Source organism: Polaribacter sp. (assembly GCF_965656025.1).
Classification (GTDB): Bacteria; Bacteroidota; Bacteroidia; order Flavobacteriales; family Flavobacteriaceae; genus Polaribacter.
Genome location: NZ_CBFHJT010000005.1, coordinates 30,605 through 51,366, shown reverse-complemented (window position 1 = coordinate 51,366; position 20,762 = coordinate 30,605). Strand labels below are relative to the sequence as shown.

At 30.5% G+C, this 20,762-nt stretch carries 11 protein-coding genes; 5 read left to right on the top strand and 6 right to left on the bottom strand.

What is annotated here, in order from left to right:
• Positions 1-134: 134 nt before the first annotated feature.
• The 4 genes from ACTG3S_RS01795 to ACTG3S_RS01780 all read right to left on the bottom strand — a co-directional run bounded on the left by ACTG3S_RS01795 (position 135) and on the right by ACTG3S_RS01780 (position 11,693).
• Positions 135-2,219 carry an endonuclease gene (locus ACTG3S_RS01795; protein WP_439127666.1) on the bottom strand — a complete coding sequence of 695 codons (2,085 nt, stop codon included), beginning with the start codon at positions 2,217-2,219 and terminating at the stop codon, positions 135-137.
• Positions 2,220-2,264: 45 nt separating this feature from the next.
• Positions 2,265-4,451: an endonuclease gene (locus tag ACTG3S_RS01790; RefSeq protein WP_439127665.1), complete on the bottom strand. Its 2,187-nt coding sequence runs from the start codon at positions 4,449-4,451 to the stop codon at positions 2,265-2,267.
• A 71-nt stretch (positions 4,452-4,522) separates the two neighbouring features.
• On the bottom strand, positions 4,523-5,740 hold the full coding sequence (locus ACTG3S_RS01785) for an RsmB/NOP family class I SAM-dependent RNA methyltransferase (protein WP_439127664.1): 1,218 nt from the start codon (positions 5,738-5,740) through the stop codon (positions 4,523-4,525).
• A gap of 232 nt (positions 5,741-5,972) precedes the next feature.
• A complete protein-coding gene (locus tag ACTG3S_RS01780) occupies positions 5,973-11,693 on the bottom strand; it encodes a LamG-like jellyroll fold domain-containing protein (RefSeq protein WP_439127663.1) in 5,721 nt (1,906 codons plus the stop codon).
• A 530-nt stretch (positions 11,694-12,223) separates the two neighbouring features.
• Here ACTG3S_RS01780 and recG point away from each other — a divergent pair.
• Together recG and ACTG3S_RS01770 are read left to right on the top strand one after the other, a co-directional pair.
• Positions 12,224-14,338, top strand: a complete 2,115-nt coding sequence (gene recG / locus ACTG3S_RS01775; RefSeq protein ID WP_439127662.1) for an ATP-dependent DNA helicase RecG — start codon at positions 12,224-12,226, stop codon at positions 14,336-14,338.
• Positions 14,339-14,422: 84 nt separating this feature from the next.
• The gene (locus tag ACTG3S_RS01770; RefSeq protein WP_439127661.1) at positions 14,423-15,616 is read left to right on the top strand and encodes a serine hydrolase domain-containing protein; all 1,194 of its coding nucleotides are present in this window, start codon (positions 14,423-14,425) and stop codon (positions 15,614-15,616) included.
• Between the two features lie 140 nt (positions 15,617-15,756).
• Here the strand turns inward: ACTG3S_RS01770 and ACTG3S_RS01765 are convergent, their stop codons facing one another.
• On the bottom strand, positions 15,757-16,977 hold the full coding sequence (locus ACTG3S_RS01765; protein WP_439127660.1) for a permease: 1,221 nt from the start codon (positions 16,975-16,977) through the stop codon (positions 15,757-15,759).
• A 126-nt stretch (positions 16,978-17,103) separates the two neighbouring features.
• Positions 17,104-18,171, bottom strand: coding sequence for a methylmalonyl Co-A mutase-associated GTPase MeaB (gene meaB, locus ACTG3S_RS01760; RefSeq protein ID WP_439127659.1), 1,068 nt, complete (start codon positions 18,169-18,171; stop codon positions 17,104-17,106).
• A gap of 91 nt (positions 18,172-18,262) precedes the next feature.
• On the opposite strand from meaB, the gene ACTG3S_RS01755 reads away from it, so the two are divergent.
• The 3 genes from ACTG3S_RS01755 to ACTG3S_RS01745 are packed head-to-tail and all read left to right on the top strand — an operon-like array spanning position 18,263 to position 20,721.
• Complete coding sequence (locus tag ACTG3S_RS01755) at positions 18,263-18,823, top strand: RNA polymerase sigma factor (protein WP_439127658.1); 561 nt, start codon at positions 18,263-18,265, stop codon at positions 18,821-18,823.
• Positions 18,807-19,370, top strand: a complete 564-nt coding sequence (locus tag ACTG3S_RS01750) for a hypothetical protein (RefSeq protein WP_439127657.1) — start codon at positions 18,807-18,809, stop codon at positions 19,368-19,370. Before ACTG3S_RS01755 ends, ACTG3S_RS01750 begins: the two co-directional genes overlap by 17 nt.
• On the top strand, positions 19,351-20,721 hold the full coding sequence (locus ACTG3S_RS01745; protein WP_439127656.1) for a hypothetical protein: 1,371 nt from the start codon (positions 19,351-19,353) through the stop codon (positions 20,719-20,721). Before ACTG3S_RS01750 ends, ACTG3S_RS01745 begins: the two co-directional genes overlap by 20 nt.
• The last annotated feature ends 41 nt before the right edge of the window (positions 20,722-20,762 follow it).

Below are 20,762 nucleotides of genomic sequence, written 5' to 3'. Positions count from 1 at the left end.
TTGTAAAATTATAATTTTAAGTCTAAATAAACCTATTTTTAAAGAAAATTATTTAGTCTTTTTAAACGATTTTATTAACAAATTTAGTAATCTATTGAAAGTAAAAAGGAGTTCATTGCTGAACTCCTTTTTTATTAATTTTTTATCAATTTTTTGGATATGTAACTATTTTCAGAAGTTATTTTTAAGAGATAAACTCCAGATTTTAATTCTTTTAAATTGATAGAATTATTGTTTTCTGTAATTTCTTTTGAAACTATTTTTTTTCCTAGAATATTATAAATATCAACTTTAATACTTTTTGTTGTTACAAAGTTTACAATATTTCCACTTACTGGATTAGGATAAAATTTAACGCTATTAAGTATCTCAAAATTTGTAGTACTTAACGTTCCGTTATAATTACCAATATCACTGGTTGTGTTTACCGGGAAAAAGGTCCATTCTCTTTGCTCATTGTAATCTGTAGTAGGTTCTGTTATTTCTAAATTTCTTCTTAGTGTAATATTTTGTCCAAAGTTATCAGTTCCGTCTAAATCTCCAATGATATCGATTAAAACATCGTTTTTAAACAAACCAACTCTATCATCACCATTAAAGGTCAAAGGTGTTTCGTTTGGTACTTTTATGTCTGCTTCATTTTGTAGTTTTACATCTCCTGCATCTGCATTTATAATTACAAAAACGTCATTAATATTAATTGAATATCCTGATAAATCTAGAGGAGTTTCCCAAATTCCATTAGATTGTCTTTTAATGGTATAAGGTGATAAATCGACATTATTACTGGTAAGGTTTACGATTTCTACAGCTTTATTAAAACCAGAACCTTCTACATATTCTGAAAAAAATATTTCCGAGATATTATTACTACCATCTGTTGTTATTGCATTTACAGGATCTGAAATGGTTGATTTATTGTTGGCAATATCTTCTGCTTGAATAGTTATTACATATGTTGTAGAAATTGCTAAATTGGTTACATTGTAATTAGTAGCAGAAGTTGTTGTTAAAGAATTACCGTCTAAAAAGATTTCATATTGTAAAATTCCTGAATTGTCTGTTGAGGCTGTCCAGTTAATTTGAAAACTACTACCTGTTTGATTTGAAATTAAAATATTTGAAGGAACTGAAGGCGCTGTTGTGTCTGCTAATGTTTTTGAATTTATACCAGCAGAAGGTGTTGATTTGTTTTTTGCAACATCTTTTGCAATAACAGTAACTACATAATCTGTATCAGGAGTTAAGTTTTGTACAGTAAATGTAGTATTAGAAGTTTCCCCAGCTATATTTCCATTTAATAGAATATCATAGCCAGATACACTTTCGTTATCTATAGAAGCGGTCCAAGAAACATTAAAAGATGTTGTTGTAATATCAGAAACAACTACGTTTGTTGGTGAAGTTGGTGCTTCAGTATCTAGAGTTGTAAAAATACCCCAAGAGTCTTCTGCAGCATCACCACCCCAAATTCTTGTTGCTAAATACGCATTATCAATAAATGGATTTCTATTTCCTTGAGCATACGTATTCGATATATTTCCATGATACGTGTTTCTTTGTCTTTCAAAATCAGAAACTGGATCTTCTACGTTCCATTTTAGAAATAAATCTACCATATCATCTGGTGTATTTGCATTGCTGCCATTACCAACTCTTGATGGTAAGCAAACTTGACCATATCTCACATACATGTACATCATCATTCTTGCAACATCACCTTTCCACTCATCTCCAGGGTACCAACCACCTGAAACATTTCCAGAATTACCAGAACCGTCAGCAAATATTGTATTACCTCTTTGGCTGTTATAACTTACATCTGAAGGTCTTAAATGATGCGCATCTGCTCCAGGACCAACTGTACCTAAATCTGGATTCCCCAAAGATCTTGGGTACACATGTTCTCTGTTCCATTCTCCTTGTGCACCTCCATTATCATTTACACCTCTAGTTCTAGATAATTCTCCAGAAGCTGCATAACCATAAATCAATAGAACCTCAGAACTGTTTTCTGGGTTAAGATCGGTAACTTTTGATGCTTCCCAAACACCTGGTGTGTAAACCAAAAAGTTTGTATGAGTTGATATAATTCTGGTTGCTAAATCTTCTTTTAAGGCAACACCACTTTTTGAAAAATCGATACCATTATAGTATGCTTCTTGAGCTATAATTGATAAAGAAAAAAGGGAGATAAATAAAAGTACTATTTTTTTCATATGAGAGTTTAATAATTTTTGTGTTATAGATTTTATTTTAAAAAATTAGTTTTTTATTAATTTTTTAAAAGTTACTTGTTTTTCAGTGGTAACTTTTACCATATAAACCCCTGTTGCTAAATTATTTAGGTTAATATTGCTATCAATATTAGATAGTTTTGTATTTAAAACTTGTTTTCCTGTAATGTTATAAATCTGAATCTGAGCATTTTCTGATAGATTAAAAAATAATTTACTTCCATTTAGAGGATTTGGATACATTTTAAAGTTATTTAAAAAAACATTACTTGTGCTTAAAGTAGAAGTATGGCTTCCGAAATCAGCAACGGTTCCAGCAGGTAAAATTTCCCATTCACTTTCATCAAACCTCGTATTTGGAGCTATAATTGTTGACTTTCGTCTGTAGGTTTTATTCTGTATGTGATTACTACTATCATCTTCATTCCCAATAATATCTATCAATACTCCATTTTTATATAAACCAACAGGATCATTACCATTAAAATTCATTGGAGATCCAAAACCATAGGGAGAGGTGTCTATATTTGGTGGACCAAATAAATCTGCTTCATCTAAAAGGATTTGTTTGGTTACATCTGCGTGCACAATTACAAATACATCTCCAGGTACAATATCTACATCACCTAAAGGATAATCATCTACCCAAGAACCTCCATTAGATTGCTTTTGAATAGAATATGCTGATAAATTTATAGTACTACCTGTAAGGTTTACAATTTCAAGAGCTTTTTCATTTCCAGAAGAAGGTTCTGCATATTCAGAGATAAAAAGTTCTGAAACGCCATTAAAACCACCTGCAGTAGTAGTTGCAGAAATTGAAGCCGTTTTATCAGACTTGTTATTATCCGTGTCCTTTGCTAAAACTTGTACGGTATATGTAGTTGATCCACTTAAACCACTTACTGTATAAAAAGTATCTGTGGTTGTACCATCTAAACTATTGTTTATATAAATTTCGTAATTAGCAACGGCATTATTATCGGTAGAAGCTGTCCAAGAAACTTTAAAAGAAGAATCTGTTTGGTTACTAACTACAACATTTGTTGGAATAGAAGGTGGGTTTGCATCTTGTAATGTTGTACCATTTACAACAGCACTTGCTGCTGACATATTGTTAATCAAATCTTTTGCGACTATAGAAAAAGAATATGTAGTGTTTGTATCTAAATTTGACACTGTTATACTGGTATTACTAGTTTGTTCTTGTAAAACACCATTTACAAACACATTATAACTGGTAACTCCTATATTATCTGAAGAAGCGTTCCATGAAACATCAATAGAGTTTAAAGATATATTACTTAAAGTTACGTTTGATGGTGTTGTTGGCGCTTGTGTATCTGTTGGTACATATAAATTCCAACGGTCTTCTGCAGAGTTTCCTCCCCAAATTCTTGTTGCTAAATAAGGGTTGTCTATAAACGGATTTCTGTTTCCTTGAGCAGCTCTATTCGAGGTATCTTCATGATAATTGTTTCTGGCAATTTCTATAGCTGAAACAGGGTCTTCAACATTCCATTGTAAGAAAAGGTCAATCATATCATCTTGTGTAAATTTTTTGCTACCTACACCAACAGCAGTGGGTAAACAAACACTACCATATCTTACATACATATACATAATCATTCTAGCAGCATCTCCTTTCCATTGATCACCTGGATACCAAGCTGCAGTATTAGGACCATCTAATCCTTGATGAAAATCTACATTAGAAAAACCTGAATTACCAGTACCTCTTCCGTATTTTCTATTATTTCTGGTAGAATTACGAGTTCTATCTGCTGCTCTTAAATGATGCGCATCTGTTGCTGGCCCTGGAACGTCTGTATCTAAAACAGGGTTTGCTAAAGATTTTGGAAAAACGTGTTCTCTGTTCCAAACAAATAAATCTCCGCTTCCATTATCTTGTAATCTATTATCTCTAGAAAGGTCGTTGGTATCATCATTATCAGTTCCATCTTCCCAACCATAAAATAAAATTACATCACCAGAAAAATTAACATTATCATCAGTTGCTTTGGTGGCATCCCAAACATCAGGTCCACTACTTGTATATTCTAAAAAACGAGTATGGGTTGCAATTATTTTAGTAGCTAAGGCTTCTTTTAAATCTGAACCAGATAATTGTAAATTAACGTCATTATAATAAGTTTCTTGGGCAAAAGAAACAAATGAAGTGATACTTAAAAATAAAAAAAATAATTTTTTCATCATATATATGTATTATTGTTTAAAATAGATGTTTCTTTTTCAGTAATTTAGAGTTGTAACATTACAAAATGCTAAGCTTTTTTTCTTTCTAAAAGCGCCATATAAAATCCGTCAAAACCAGATTTGTGTGCAAGCACTTTTTTATCTGATACAAAGGTAAACTCTTTTCCTGCTTCTGATGTTAAGAAAGTATTAACTTGATCTTGATTTTCTGATGGAAGTATAGAACAAGTGGCATATACCATTTTACCACCTGGTTTTACCATTTTAGAGTAGCTTTGTAAAACTTCTTGTTGTACTTTTTTAATGTTTTCTATAAATTCTGGCTGTAATTTCCATTTAGAATCTGGGTTTCTTCTAATGACACCTAAACCAGAACAAGGAGCATCAATTAAAACTCTATCTGCTTTATCATAAAGTTTTTTAATTGGTTTTGTAGAGTCAATAACACGCATATCTATATTATGTGCTTTATTTCTTCTAGCCCTAATTTTTAATTTTTTCAACTTACTTTCGTAAATATCCATAGCAATAATTTGCCCTTTATTTTCCATTAAGGCAGATAAATGTAGGGTTTTACCACCAGCACCAGCACAAGTATCTACTACTTTCATACCTGGTTGTACGTCTAAATATGCTGCAACTAATTGTGACGAAGCGTCTTGAACTTCAAAAAAACCATTATGAAAAGCTTCTGTCTTAAATACATTGGCTCTTTCTGGTAACACCAATGCATCTGGATGATTGGGCACGAATTCTGTAATTACGTTTTCGGTTCTTAATTTTTTCTGAAGAACTTCTTTCGTAATATTTAAAGTATTTGTTCTTAAAATTACTTTGGCTTGCTCGTTTAAAGCAGTAATTTCTTTGGTCCAAATTGTTTCACCTAGTTCAGCCACACATAGCTCATCAATCCAATCAGGAATAGACTCTCTGAATTTTCTAATTTTAGATAGTTCTGCGAAACGGCCTTTAATTCTTCTTTCTGGCACATCTCCAATTTGATTCCAGTCTGGTAATCCAATTCCTCTTAAAATACACCAAACAGAAAATAATCTCCAGATATTGTCTCTATCATATGGCACTTTTACTTCTGCTATTTCTGCATATAATCTGTTCCACCTAACAATTTCGTATATGGTTTCAGCCACAAATTTACGATCTCTTGCGCCCCAACGTTTGTCTCTCTTTAAAGCTTTTTCTACAGCTTTATCTGCATAAACGCCTTCGTTAAATATATCTCTAATACTGTCTATAACAGCAAATGTTAAATTTCTATGTAATCTCATCTTATTTGTAATAGTTTTCAAAGTTACAAATAAGATATAATTTAAAGCTTACAAAGTATTTAAAGTTTTTGATTGTTTTTTATTATTTTTTACTAAAATAATAACTGCGTAAATTATGGCCAATACTAATAAACAAATACTATATTGATTTATAGGCAAACCTGGAGGAGATGGAGGTGGTGGTGTATTCGGAGGAGGAAGTAATTGTAAGGCCAAAATCATATTAAAAAAATTAATTGTTTAAAATTATTTTCTTTGAAAATTCACCATTACTAGTTTTTAATTTTACAAAGTAAATATTTGTTGGTAGCTCTTTGTTAAGACTTAATTGAATTGTTTGTTTTTCATTTTTTAATTGCCAGTCATATATTTTTCTTCCTAGAATAGAGTATACTTGTACTTTATTAATTTTTATATCTTTTTCTTTAGATATTACCAATAATTTATTTTTATTATCTACATGAATTTTTGTGAAACTATTTAAATAATCTTCTTCTTGTATTGTAAGTGTTGTATTTGTAGATTTAAATGCAAGAAAAAAACGATCACTATACTTACCTTGGTCTAATGCAAATGTTACTTTATTATTAATAATTTCATATGATTTACCTGTAACTTTGTCTAAAATATATACCAACCTTTCAATATTTTTAATTTCATCAATATTAAAGCTTACATAACCATTTGTACCCATAATTATTTCTAGTGGCACTTCTAAGTTTTCTGATATATCTTCTACACCAGCAATAACATATTTGTTATCATCATTTGGAAATTTCCAATAAAAATCTGTATTACCTATATCATAAATTTCAGAATCATATCCTTTATCATAATTAAAGGAATTATATTGACTAAAAGAAATACCAATTTGTCTATGAAATAGTTTACTGTTTTCTATGCTATTAAAATCCATACCTAATTTTATTAAAGGTAATTTCGAAATACTATTTGCATCTGTTTTTTTATTTGTTTTAAAAAACACTGCATCCTCACCTTCTAAGACATATTCTCTTTGACTATTGTTAAAAGTTATGGTGCCACCATTCGAAGTACCTCCTTGTACAAAGAAACCTTGACCAACAGCAATATAGGGTTTAGGTTCTTTATAAGTAATATCACTACCACCAACACTTGGAGCACAAGCAACTTCACCATCATCATCTTTTAAATTTATACAATCCAACTTAAAAGGAGTCGCATCTATAGATTCTAAGGTTATATCACTACCTGATTCTATACAGATTGCAATTTCAATAACTTCGTAATTATGCTGTCCAGTTCGGTTTAACTCATAGTCTTTAATAGTATTTGAGTTTATTTTAATTCTTAATTGCTTCTCTTGAATAGTATTATATCTAATCCTTAAAGTATCTATAGCACCAGGAATGTTTTGAAAAGTTACAGACTGATTCATACCTGCTAATATTACATCAGCTTTAGTTTGATCTATGCTAGAGTTTTCTACTTTAGCACCACCAGAAATTAAAGCTGATTCTGCTTCTAAAATAGTATTAATAGGACCTCTAGCAGCATTTTTAGCATTTACTCCTATGGCCAGAGTTCTTGCTGCATATCCACCAACATATCCACTATAATTATGACCTGAAGAATTTCCGTTACCAGAAGATTTTTCTCCTGCATGTTCCCAAAAATATAATGTACCACTAATACTGTTTATATTGTCTTCTATAAATTTTTTAACACTTATAGTAGATGAATATGGATTAGCTAACAAATAAGATTCTTTACTACCAATAGTTGTTGTAATATTTCCATCTTTAGGTACACCTACAAATGTGTAATTTTGTTCTCTTCCAGGTCCTTTCATTATAAAACCATCTGTATTTTCTATTGTACCTGAACTAAATTTTTGTTCCCAAGCAGCTCTTTTACTTTCATTCGCGGCATAAGTATATATCCAATAATTTGCTAATGAAATAGGATTGTTTGGGCTACCCTCGAAATTACCATCAAAACCACCAATCCAATTGATGTCTTTTGCAATACCTGATGTACCACTACCATTAATAACTCCTGATACATTTGTAGGGTTTGTACCATCCTTTAGTACATCACCTACAGTATATGTTGTACTTCCTGTAGATGATGTAACAGGAGAACCCATGTAATTAAACCTATATTTACTAGGTACCGTAGAGTTTTGATCTACTAATAACTTACCTGTTGTTCCTGTAACTAAACTAGCACCTTGATGTGTTTGTATTAGTTGTGCTGCACCATTTTTAGAAGGATTTACTAAACGAATTTCTCCATTTAAAACAATATCATTTGTAACTAATAATAAATTGTCTGTTATAGAAAATTTTCTATCTCTGTTTACTCTGAATCTTCTGGCACTTAATGTATTATTAGTATGATTATAATCTTCGTCTATAACAACATGACGAGATCTATCTGGGTAACCATTACTCCATGTATTACCTGTTCTGTAGGTAGGGTATATTCTATGCAAACCTAATAAAATAGATGCATCTATATTAGCTGTATTTACTTCAGAAATTAATGGGTCATGAACATGCCTTTGTGCGCCACCAGCTGCTAATAATCTGTAAGGATTTAAATTATCATCAACAAAAGATATCCATTCGACTGCTGTGAATGCTTTATTTGGTTCTGTTATTGCATCAATTCTAACAAATGATGTATTATCTGTTAAATCTTCAACTATTTCATACCTATATTTGTAAGAATTATCATCATTTGTTCTAGATAGGGTAATAATATCATTTGTACCTGCTATATCTGTTAAAGCATTGTTAGTTATTATTATGGCTGCATCATTAATATTTGTTATTGTATTTGCACTATTTTTAAATAACACAGATTGACCTGGATCTAAAGCACTATTAACAATATATACAGCATCTGGAGTTACATCTGTTTGGTCTCCAGTTTTGTTTTTGTATAACTGAATTTTTATATTGTTAGCGGCTATGGTTCTGGTTTCATGAATGTTTGTAATTTCTATCCATTTTTCTGAACCATAGTGATAAACTTGTGTAATTATTGGTACTCCATCTAAAGTTTTATCTCTATAATCTACATCTCCTATTGTTAATACATCATTATCTGTATCTGTAAAATTATCAGTTTGTGTATTATCGTATTTTCCATTTATATCTGTATATCCTAAATCAATACTACCTGTTTCTACTAAATTATTGAGTCCGTTAACACCAAAAGTTCCCGTAGATTTTCCATTGCCATCATTTGGTAAATTTTCTCCAGATTCTAAAACATCAAAAACACCATCGGCATCTGAGTCTAAATCTAAGTAATCTGGCAAAGTGTCTTCATCTGTATCTATTACTGATAATCCGCCAGTATAGGCAGTATCAATACCTTTTGCATCATAAACACCGTTTGGGGCTAAGTAATCTATTGTTGATTGTGCTTCTATATTATCTGGAATTCCATCATTATCTGAATCTAAATCTAATGAGTTTATAACACCATCTCCATCAATGTCATTAAGGGTATATTTACATTGTAATAATCCAAAAACGATATTATCGACACCAACATCGTTTCCAGCACTTCCTTTAGGCTGATCATTAATAATCACAACATCTAAAGCATCAGTTGTTGCAACAAAGTTTAATGCAACCCTTTTCCAAAGATCATTATTTGCTACTCCTATTGATGAAGAAGAAATTGATTGTAAAACGGTACCAGAAGTATCTTGTATTTCTAGTCTAAATATTGGTAAATCGTCACAGTTATTACATAAACCAGCTAAATCTAATCTAAATCTATATGTTCCTCCAATAATTAAATCTGTTAGAGATTGACGGTAAAACTCAGTATTACCCTGATTAATCATATTTATAGATAAATACCTTCCATTTGTAGAACCACCTTCTGGACCAGAAAATTGGTCTATGTTAGCATCTAAATCTCCATTTAGGTCAGTACGGTTATATTGTGCTAAACCATCACCACTATTAGATGAAATTACTGCATAATCTCCATCAGGTATAGCACCACTAGCTGTATAATTGTGATTTTTCACATTTGAATTTGTAGTTCTAGTATTACCTGTTCCAAAATCTTCACTAAATAAAACAAGTATTTCTTCTTTGTCAGCAATAGTACATTCTCCATTTTCTATTACGTCTAAAATACCATCATTATCATCATCTAAATCCACATCATCACTAATTGTATCTCCATCTGTATCTACTACATCAATACTATCATCTCTATAATCTACATCTCCTCCAGATTTTGAAACGTCATCGTCTTCATCAGGAAAGTTATCTGTTTGAGTATTGTCAAAAGAACCATTAACATCTAAGTAATTGTCCTCGTTGTCGTAAGCATTGTCTAAACCGTTATTTCCTACAACAGCAGTAAGGGTTAAACCAGCTTCTGTAGTATCTAATACACCATCATTATCTGAGTCTGTGTCTAAATAATCTGCTATGTTATCACTATCTGTATCTATTACAGATAATCCGCCAGTATAAGCAGTGTCAACGCCATCTGCATCATAAACGCCATTTGGTGCCACATAACCAATTGTAGACTGTGCTTCTATATTATCTGGAATACCATCATTGTCTGAGTCTAAGTCTAAAGAATTTTGTATACCATCACTATCATTATCTAAATCTAACGAAGCCTCTAGTTTGATATCATCTTCTGACCAAGTAATTGTTTTAGAATATCTAACAGCATCTATTAAACCAGCAAACCCAGATGTGCTCACACCTGAAGAATCACCCCCAAAAGAACCTCCTATACCACCATCGCTTGAATGATTTGGTATTTCTGTTGTACTTGTTGATGTTGTTGCTGGTATACCATCTAAATAAACAGTCATAACACCACTATTGTATGTAGCGGCAACATGATGCCAAATATTGTCGATTGTTAATGTAGTAGGATGCGTAATATCTGTTTGATTACCCGAATTTCTTGTAGAATATGTTAACACACCATTATTTAGCCATAAAATAGAACCATGTGTACCACCCCCTTCTTCATAAATTGTTCTGTTACCTGATAAGTTACTAGGCTTTATCCATGCTGAAAAGCTTATGTTAGTGTATGTACTTTCCATAAAATCACCATCTTGACTATACCTTATCCTATCATTTCCTCCATTAAAATTAGCAGAATGGGACCCTTGAATTGCGTCTGTAGAGAATGGAGGTGTGTTACCATCTCCTGATCTTTCATTATTACCATTTCCCGAAACATCATTTGTAGTATTGTCTAAAGTCCAGTAGGCGTCTACAGTAGTAACTGTAAAAAATGGATTTTCAACAGTATCTAAAATCCCATCATTATCATCATCTAAATCTACACTATCTATTACGCCATCACCATCTGTATCAATATCTGTATTAATTATGTCATCAGAAGTTACTTCAATCGTATCTAAAGCGATATCACTTCTGTAACCATCACCTATAATTGCTTCAAAACGGATAATAATCTCTTGATTACTGTAGTCGCTTAAATCTACAGTACCTGTTAACCAATCATTACCTTGATCACCTGAAACAGTAAATAATTTAGAATAATTAGGATTGTTTCTAGGACTTACCCAAACATTAAGAGTACCCATGTCTCTACCATCCATATGGTATTTAAAACTTAAGGAAGCATTTTCTTTAGCTGTTAAATCAAATGGTTTTTGTATCCATGTTTTATCACCCTCGTCTCGTGGATTACTAGCTTCTGCGTATATATATATGTTTCCTGAATCAGCTGAATCAGGTCCTGTTTGATTAGAAGGTGTTTCTCCTGACTCTCTTTCCCAGTTAAAATCATCTCCAGATACTTGAATCCAACCATCGAAATCTGACTCGAAACTATCTTGAGCGTAAAATGAAGAAAAAGAATTTAATAGAAGAAGTATTAATATTAAAGTAATTTTATTACTTGTTATTTTAAAACTGTAACTTTTAAGATTTCCCATAATTAAAAAAAAACTATATAATTATTTTTATTTCTAAATTATAATTGTTTGTTTAGAACAAATCGGGGACCTCAAATGTAATCTGTAATTAATATCTTTCGTACATGATATGTATCAAATACCTTTTATTTATGACGAAAAGCCTCTTTGTTTGTGTCAAGTAATTTATCTTGTTATTAGTAAGTTTTAAAGTGACATCGATTTTATTGAGCTAGTATTGTTTAAATGGAAAAAATGTATTAAACATTATTTGAAAAATCAATTTTAGGTTAATTTAAATCAATAAAATGGTAATTTTAGTATTTTAAATCTAGAAATAAGGTTGGTAACTTAACAATAAAAAGAAATTGTTAAATAAAATGCTAATTGTATGTAAAATAAATGACTTTGGTTTTTCTTAGAATTTGCAAATTTGTTTATAAGAAATATTTTAAAATTTACGATTTATTAAAAGTTACTTTTTGCTTTATTAGTTTATATATTTTCATTCTCATTTATATTGGCTATTTTCGTTATTCTATTTTTTAAAAGTGAATTTAGACCAACCCATTACATATATAAAAGGCGTAAGTGTACAAAAAGCAGCATTGTTGTTTGCAGAATTGGGTATAAAAACCTGTAACGATTTGCTACATTTTTTCCCTTTTAGGTATATAGATAAAACGCAGTTTTATGCTATTAAAGATTTGCAACCTAGTACTGCTGAAGTACAAACTGTGGGTAAAATTACGCGTGTAAAATCGGTAGCACAAAAAAGAGGTAGTAGGTTAGTAGCTACTTTTCAAGATGCTACAGGCTCTATGGAATTGGTTTGGTTTAAAGGGCAAAAATGGATAAAAGATTCTTTAAAAATTAACCAACCCTATGTGGTTTATGGCAAATTGAATCATTATAATGGTAGTTTTAGTATTCCGCATCCAGAAATGGAACTGGTAACCGAATACAAGAAAAAGTTGCAAACTAAAATGCAACCTGTTTATCCATCTACAGAAAAATTAACGAATTCTGGGGTTTCTAATAAATTGATGCGAACATACTTGCAGAATTTATTACAACAATTTTATGATGGTATTCAAGAAAGTTTATCGCAAGAAATAATAACAGACTTTAAGCTAATGCTGAAAAGAGATGCTTTGTTAAATGTACATTTTCCTAAAAGTCAAGAAAATTTAGCCAAAGCACAAAGTAGATTAAAATTTGAAGAGCTGTTTTTTATTCAGTTGCAATTATTGCGCAAAAAACTCATCAATAAAACCAAAAATAGAGGTTTTGTTTTTGAAAATGTTGGAGAGAAATTCACTGATTTTTACAGAGATCACTTACCATTTGAGTTGACTAATGCACAAAAACGAGTTTTAAAAGAAATTAGAAAGGATGTAGCCTCTGGTGCACACATGAACCGACTTTTACAAGGAGATGTTGGTTCTGGAAAAACTATTGTTGCAATACTAACTATGCTTTTAGCGATTGATAATGGGTTTCAGGCAACAATTATGGCACCTACTGAGATTTTAGCAAATCAGCATTATACAGCAGTTTCAGAATTGTTAGAAGGTATGAATCTAAAGGTTGCTCTTTTAACAGGTTCTGTAAAAACAAAAAAAAGAAGAGAAATTCATGCAGATTTAGAAGATGGAAGTTTGCATATTTTAGTGGGTACACATGCCTTATTAGAAGATAAAGTACAATTTAAAAATTTGGGTATTGCTATCATTGATGAGCAACATCGATTTGGGGTAAAACAAAGAGCAAAATTGTGGATGAAAGGTGGCATAGTAGATGGAATTTCTCTTCCTCCACATATACTAGTAATGACTGCAACACCTATACCAAGAACATTGGCAATGTCTGTTTATGGAGATTTAGATATTTCTGTTATTGATGAATTACCACCAGGAAGAAAAGAGGTAAAAACGGTTCACAGATTTGATAGCAATAGATTGTCAGTTTTTAAATTTATGAAAGAAGAAATTAAAAAAGGCAGACAAGTATATGTGGTGTATCCCTTAATTCAGGAATCTGAAGCCATGGATTACAAAGACTTAATGGATGGTTATGAAAGTATTTCTAGAGAATTTCCGACGCCAAACTACCAAATTAGTATTGTACATGGTAAAATGAAACCTGCGGACAAAGATTTTGAAATGCAACGTTTTGTAAAAGGAGAAACACAAATTATGGTAGCAACCACCGTAATTGAAGTTGGCGTAAATGTACCGAATGCAAGTGTAATGATTATTGAAAGTGCAGAACGTTTTGGTTTGTCTCAATTACATCAATTAAGAGGAAGAGTAGGTAGAGGTGCAGACCAAAGTTATTGTATTTTATTATCTAGCTATAAATTATCTGAAGAAGGAAAAACCCGTTTAAAAACAATGGTAGAAACTACAGATGGTTTTAAAATAGCAGAGGTAGATTTAAAATTACGTGGTCCAGGTAATTTAATGGGCACTCAACAAAGTGGTGTTTTAAACTTAAAAATAGCAGATGTTGTAAAAGACTCTAAAATTTTAGTTGCTGCTAGAAATACAGCTATGGCTGTTTTACAAGAAGATGATACTTTGTCTAAACCCGAAAATGCACCAATAAAAAAAGCTTACGTAAAGATGACTAAATACTCTAAAATTTGGAGTGAAATTAGTTAAATATTTTACTTTTAACGATTTAAATATTGGTATTTTGTTTTAAATAAAATATTATTAAATTTACGAAATTTTAAAATTATTTTTTTGAAAAAATATAGAAAGGAAATATTTATAGTTCTTATAGCTATTTTTAGCGTATTTCTTTTTTCCTACAATACTTCTGATTCTAAAAAAAATAAAACTTTACCAAAGGTTGTGGATACTGAAAAAACCACCACCAAAAAACCTGCTGCTGTTGCATACTATTCAAAACAATTTACAAGAAACGTAAATCATAAATTAGATTCTTTGCTTAAAAGAGTTCATAAAAGACACGATTTTCATGGAGCTATTTTAGTAGCAAAAAATAAAAAAATAGTATATAATAATCAAATAGGTTATGCCGATTTTAGAAAAAAAACACCCATAAATCAGGAATCTATATTTCAATTAGCATCTGTAAGTAAACAGTTTACAGCAGCAGCAATTATGTTGTTGGCAGAGAGAAACCAATTAAAAATTTCAGATACTGTAAATACTTATTTCCCTGACTTTCCTTACGAGAATATTACCATTAAAAACTTACTAAATCATACTGCGGGATTGCCTAAGTATTTTTGGATTGCAGAGCACCAATGGAATAAAAAAGTACCACCTACAAATAGCGATATGATGCAACTTTTGTCATCTTCTAATGTTCATCGTTTTTTTAAACCTGGTCGTAATTTTGATTATTCTAATACAGCTTATTTTGTTTTGGCTTCTATCGTAGAAAAGGTTTCAGGTATTTCTTTTAATAACTTTTTACAAAAGAATATTTTTGAACCTTTGGATATGAAAAATTCTTACGTTTATAGTGCTATAAATGATGTTGTGCATCAAAACCAATTAAAAGGATTTCGTTTATATAGAGGCTGGAAACATATTGGTATAGGAACTTCGGTAAATGATGGTGTTGTTGGTGATAAAAATGTATATTCTACTGCAGAAGATTTGTTTAAATGGACTTGTGCATTAAATTCAGGAACATTGCTTAGTGAAGCGTCTTTAAATTTGATGTATTCTATGGGAGAAACCATTTACGGTAGAAAAGTGCCCTATGGTTTTGGATTTCGTATAGATCCAAAAGATCAAAAACATATTTATCATCATGGTAGATGGAACGGATTTAGGACAGCTTTAACCAATTATTTAGAAGATGATTTGGTGGTAATTGTTTTAGAACATACTAGTTATAATGCACTAAAAACTTTAAATAAAAAAATAAAGAAAATTGTAGCTAAAAACTTAGAGGTTTAATTTAATAGAGTTTAAAAAAGATAAAATTGATTTTTCTTAATTTTTGAATATTTCGCTAACGGTTTGGATATGGTGCGTGTCCCGCAGGGCATGAACTATACCCGTTGTTGGGACATCGTGTTTTATTTATTTAAATATATCTAAATCAGGTATTTTAAAATTATTCCAATTGTCAACCATACATAGCTTGCAATAGCAAACCATTTCAATACTTTTTCAAGCAATGGACTTTTGGGTGCCATTTCTTTATGGTGCATTACATTTTTTCCTTTATAGAATCCGAAATAGATTAGAACTCCGGATATAGCCAAAAAAACGAGATTTAAATAGAAGGTATAATCTATTTTAAAGTGCTCTTTTTCTGTTATGCTTGTTGAATTAGATTCAGGTATGAGGTCGAGCAAATTGAATCCATAATGCAATAGTAACGAAGTAATTACAAGCGAGGTAAATAACAGGAACAGTATAAACAGAGACATTCTCCAACCGTAGTATTTTGCATTGATACGTAAAACAGGAAACACTACAAGGTCGCTAAATATAAAGGCCATTACTCCTGCAAAACTAACACCCTTTCCAAACAGTAAGGCAGCAAGTGGTATATTACCCATTGAACCAATAAAAGTTAGAAAAGCGGCTATAGGTCCGACAATAACGTGTTCAAGCAATGTTAAAAAATCAAACGATTCTTGACCATTCCCTGTATTAATGAAAAGAGTTTGAAAGAACGAATCTGGAACAAAAGCAGCTACAATTCCTGCTATTGTGAATCCAATGGTTACATCTTTCCAAACCATTTTCCACTCCATAGCATACTGTTTTCCAACTTTCGCCCAATTTTTTGTAGATTTTATTTTTTCACTGAAAGCTTTTTGGTCAAGGTGTTCTTTTTTCTTTTTTCTTTGTAAATTTTTTCGAGCTTTTTTTATGAGTCGGTCTGGTTTGATAATACGAATGAGAAGCCAACTAAAGAGAATGAGTAATATACCTCCGACATATTCTCCCACAACAAACTGCCAACCTAAAAAGATTGAAATAATAATTCCAAGCTCAATGACGAGATTAGTCGATGCTAACAAAAAAGCAATAGAGGAAACAAAGCTTGCTCCTTTTTGAAATAACGATTTTGAAGTAGCTAAAGCGGAAAAACTACAAGAACTACTTATAAAACCAAAAAAAGTACCTAAAAGAACGCTCTTTCCACTTTCGTTTCCCATTACTTTTTGCATTCGCTTTTCGGTAATGAAAACTTGTATCATTGAACTTATAGCATAACCCAAAATAAATGCCCATACAGCCATCCAGAAAAATCCCAAAGTTGTGTATGCTGCTTCTCCCCATTTTTCTAAAAATTGGTTCATTTGATTTTGCTTTATTCTTTATCGGTTTTTCATGTGCCCCAACTTAAGACGAATATGACGTCGTTTTAATGACTTATATTCGGCGTTAGCGAAATTATATTTTTTTAACTTTAGAAACAAATTAAACTACAAGTCTAACAATCGTTTGGCAGCATTAAAAGGCGTTGTTTTTCCGTTTTCTAAATCTAAAAATTCTTTTTCTAAAGCCTTTTTTATTAATGGATTGTTATAAAAATTAGTCTTTAATTGATACTCTATAGTTGCCGATAACCAATATTTATTTTGTTGGTTTCTTTTATCAAAAAAGTAATTATTTTTTTTTGTCAACTTTATATATTCAGAAATCATATAATCAATTTCTAGAATCCCTGTATTTTTTAAAGCACTCGCTGTAAGTACTTTTGGTTGCCAATTACTTTCTTTTGGAGGGTACAAATGTAGTGCTCTATTAAATTCTACTTTTGCAATTTTAGCATTATTCGTATTCTCGCCATCCGCTTTGTTAATTACAATTGCATCTGCCATTTCTATAATTCCGCGTTTTATGCCTTGTAATTCATCACCAGCACCTGCCAATTTTAGCAACAAAAAGAAATCTACCATAGAATGTACTAGAGTTTCAGATTGCCCAACACCCACAGTTTCTATAATAATGGTGTCAAAACCTGCTGCTTCACATAAAATAATGCTCTCTCGTGTTTTTTGTGCAACACCACCCAAAGATGTGCCAGAAGGCGAAGGTCTAATAAAGGCATTTTTATCTGTAACCAATTGTTCCATTCTGGTTTTATCACCTAAAATAGAACCTTTATTTACGGAGCTACTTGGGTCTACAGCCAAAACTGCAACTTTTTTTCCTTTGGCAGTCAAATGCTTACCAAAAACTTCAATAAATGTGCTTTTTCCAACTCCAGGTACTCCTGTAATACCAATTCTAACAGAATTATTTGCGTAAGGTAAACAGTGTTCGAGTATTTCATTTGCTTTTTGTTGATGCTTTTTATTTGTACTTTCCACCAAGGTAATTGCACGACTTAAGTAAGAAATATTCCCTTTTAAAATTTCGGAAATAAAAACATCGGCTGTGTTTTGTTTGGCTCTATTAAGTTTTATTTTTTCTGCACTAGATTTACTAGTCGTTTTGGGCTGTAAAACACCTTTGTTTTCTTGTATTGCAGATTTTTTTTTGCTCATTTATAAAAGTAAGTATGTAAATTTAGAAATAAAATTTTACAATTTTGCAACACTCTTAAAAATGTATCGTCTTTAGAGTAAGATTATTTGAATGAAACCAACCAAACAGTTACATCAACCAATTATAGACCAGTGTAAAAACAATAATGCAAAGGCACAAATGCAATTGTATAATTTGTATTGTAATGGCATGTTGCTAGTGGCAAATAGGTATGTAAAAGATCGGTTTATTGCAGAAGATGTGATGCAAGATGCTTTTATAAAGGCGTTTAAAAACATTAAAAAATATAAAAATGAGGTGGCTTTTGGTGCGTGGTTAAAACGAATTGTTATCAACCAAAGTATCGATTATTTAAAGAAAAATAAACTAGAGTTGGTGGCTATAAATGAAGAGGTTTATAAAAAACAAGAAGATTCTGAAGATTGGAAAATAGATAGCGGTATTTCTACAAATGAAATTGTACAAACTATTAATCGTTTAAAGGAAAAATACAGATTAGTTTTAACCTTGTATTTGTTAGAAGGATATGATCATCAAGAAATTGCTAAAATACTTTCTATCACAGAAAATACCTCTAGAACACATTTGTTAAGAGGAAAAAAAATAGTTAAAGAACAATTAAAAAACAAAAGTTATGCAGCAGGATATTAAAGAGAAATTAAAAGAGTTTAAAGAAGAAAGTATAGAGTTGTCTGCAAGCCATCAAAATAAATTCGAAAAATTATTGATGTCAGAAATGCATCCACAAAAATCAAAAAAGAAAACCTTTAAATGGTTATCAATTGCAGCATCAATTGTATTGTTAGTTTGTTTAGGGATTAAATTTTATCCCACTAAAAAAACTTTAAAAGATCCAATCGAAAATACTGAGAAACAAATAACATTGGGTAACATATCGCCAGAATTTAATACTATCGAAACCTATTATGTAAATAGTATTAATTTAGAAATGAGTCAGTTAGATTTATCAGAAGATAATAAAGACATTGTAGATGGTTACTTGTTAAAAATTGCAGAACTAACTAAAGAATATAAAAAATTAACCAAAGAGCTCAATACAAATGGGGTTAATGATGTAACTATAGATGCACTAGTACGTAATTTACAATTACGATTAAAGCTTTTACAACGTTTAAAAAAGCAATTAAATGAACTTAAAAATTTAAACAAAACACAAAATGAAACACAGATTATATAAACAAGTTGTCACTTTTATAGCTATTGGCTTTTTAGGGACTTTATTTGCACAAAAGTTTGATAAAAAGTTTACAGAAAGCTTTAAAACAAACAAAGATGTAGAGGTCGCTATAAATGCTTCTAATACAGATATTAATGTAACTACATGGAATAAAAATGAAGTTAAAATTGATGCTTATATAGAAATTGAAGGCATTACTAAAGAAGAAGCAGAAAAGTATTTTAAAAATTGGAATTTTGAAGCATTAGGTAATAAGAAAAAAGTTCAAATTACTTCAAAAGGAAATAATGAATTTAATTTTAAGAATGATTTTGTCTTTTTTGATGATATGAATTTTGATTTTAAAATGCCAGATATCGATTTTTCTAAAATGGAAACTATTGTGATACCAGATTTGAATTTTGACTTAAACTTTGATGTAGATTTTGAATTTGACGATATTTTTGAAGATTTAGAAGAAAACATGGGAAAAGATGGAAAATATGAATTTAGATGGAAAGATGAAAATCATGATATAGAAATTAATTCTAAAGAAGAGTGGGAAGCTTTTAAGAAAACAAAAGAATATAAAGAGCTTAAAAAGAAATTGACTTTAGATCAAGAAAAAATGCGCAAAGAATTAAAAGAGTCTAAAGAAAAAATGAAAATTGAATTAAAAAGGGCGCAAGAACAAATTAAAAAAATAGATAAAGAAGAAATTCGTAAACAATTAGAAAAAGCAAAAAAAGAACTTAAAAAATTAAAATTAGATTTAAAATTTGATTCGAACTCTGATGATATAATTATTAATGGTAAGAAAATAAACATCAAAAAAAGGTTAGAAATTAAAGTACCAAAAGGGGCAACTTTTGATTTAAATACACGTCATTGTAAAGTGAAATTACCAAATACAGTAGCTTTTGGAAATGTAAAATATGGCACTTTTGATACTAATAATTTAATAGGAGGTAAATTAAAGATAGACTATTCTAAAGTAAATATTAATGACCTAAATGCTTGTAACTTATTTTTAAACAATGTAACTGATGCTAAGATAGCATCAGTTACAAATTCAAATTTATCTAATAACTCATCAGGGGTCCACATCCTTAAAATTAATGAAAATGTTGTTCTTTCAGATAAATTTGGTGAATTAACAATAGATAGTTTTAATCCTAATTTTGGAGAGTTTATTTTAAATTTAAGTCAATCTGATGCTACAATTTTACTAGGAAATATACCAAGTAATTTTAAATATGAAGTAAATAGAGTTAAGTTAGATAATAAAAGAAACACAAAATTAAGCTCAAATACTTCTACAAGAAACCTTATAAAAATTAATGGAGATTACAGTACTATTGTAATCAAATAGGTTTCTTTTATTTTACAAAACTTCTCTCAATTTCCATTTCT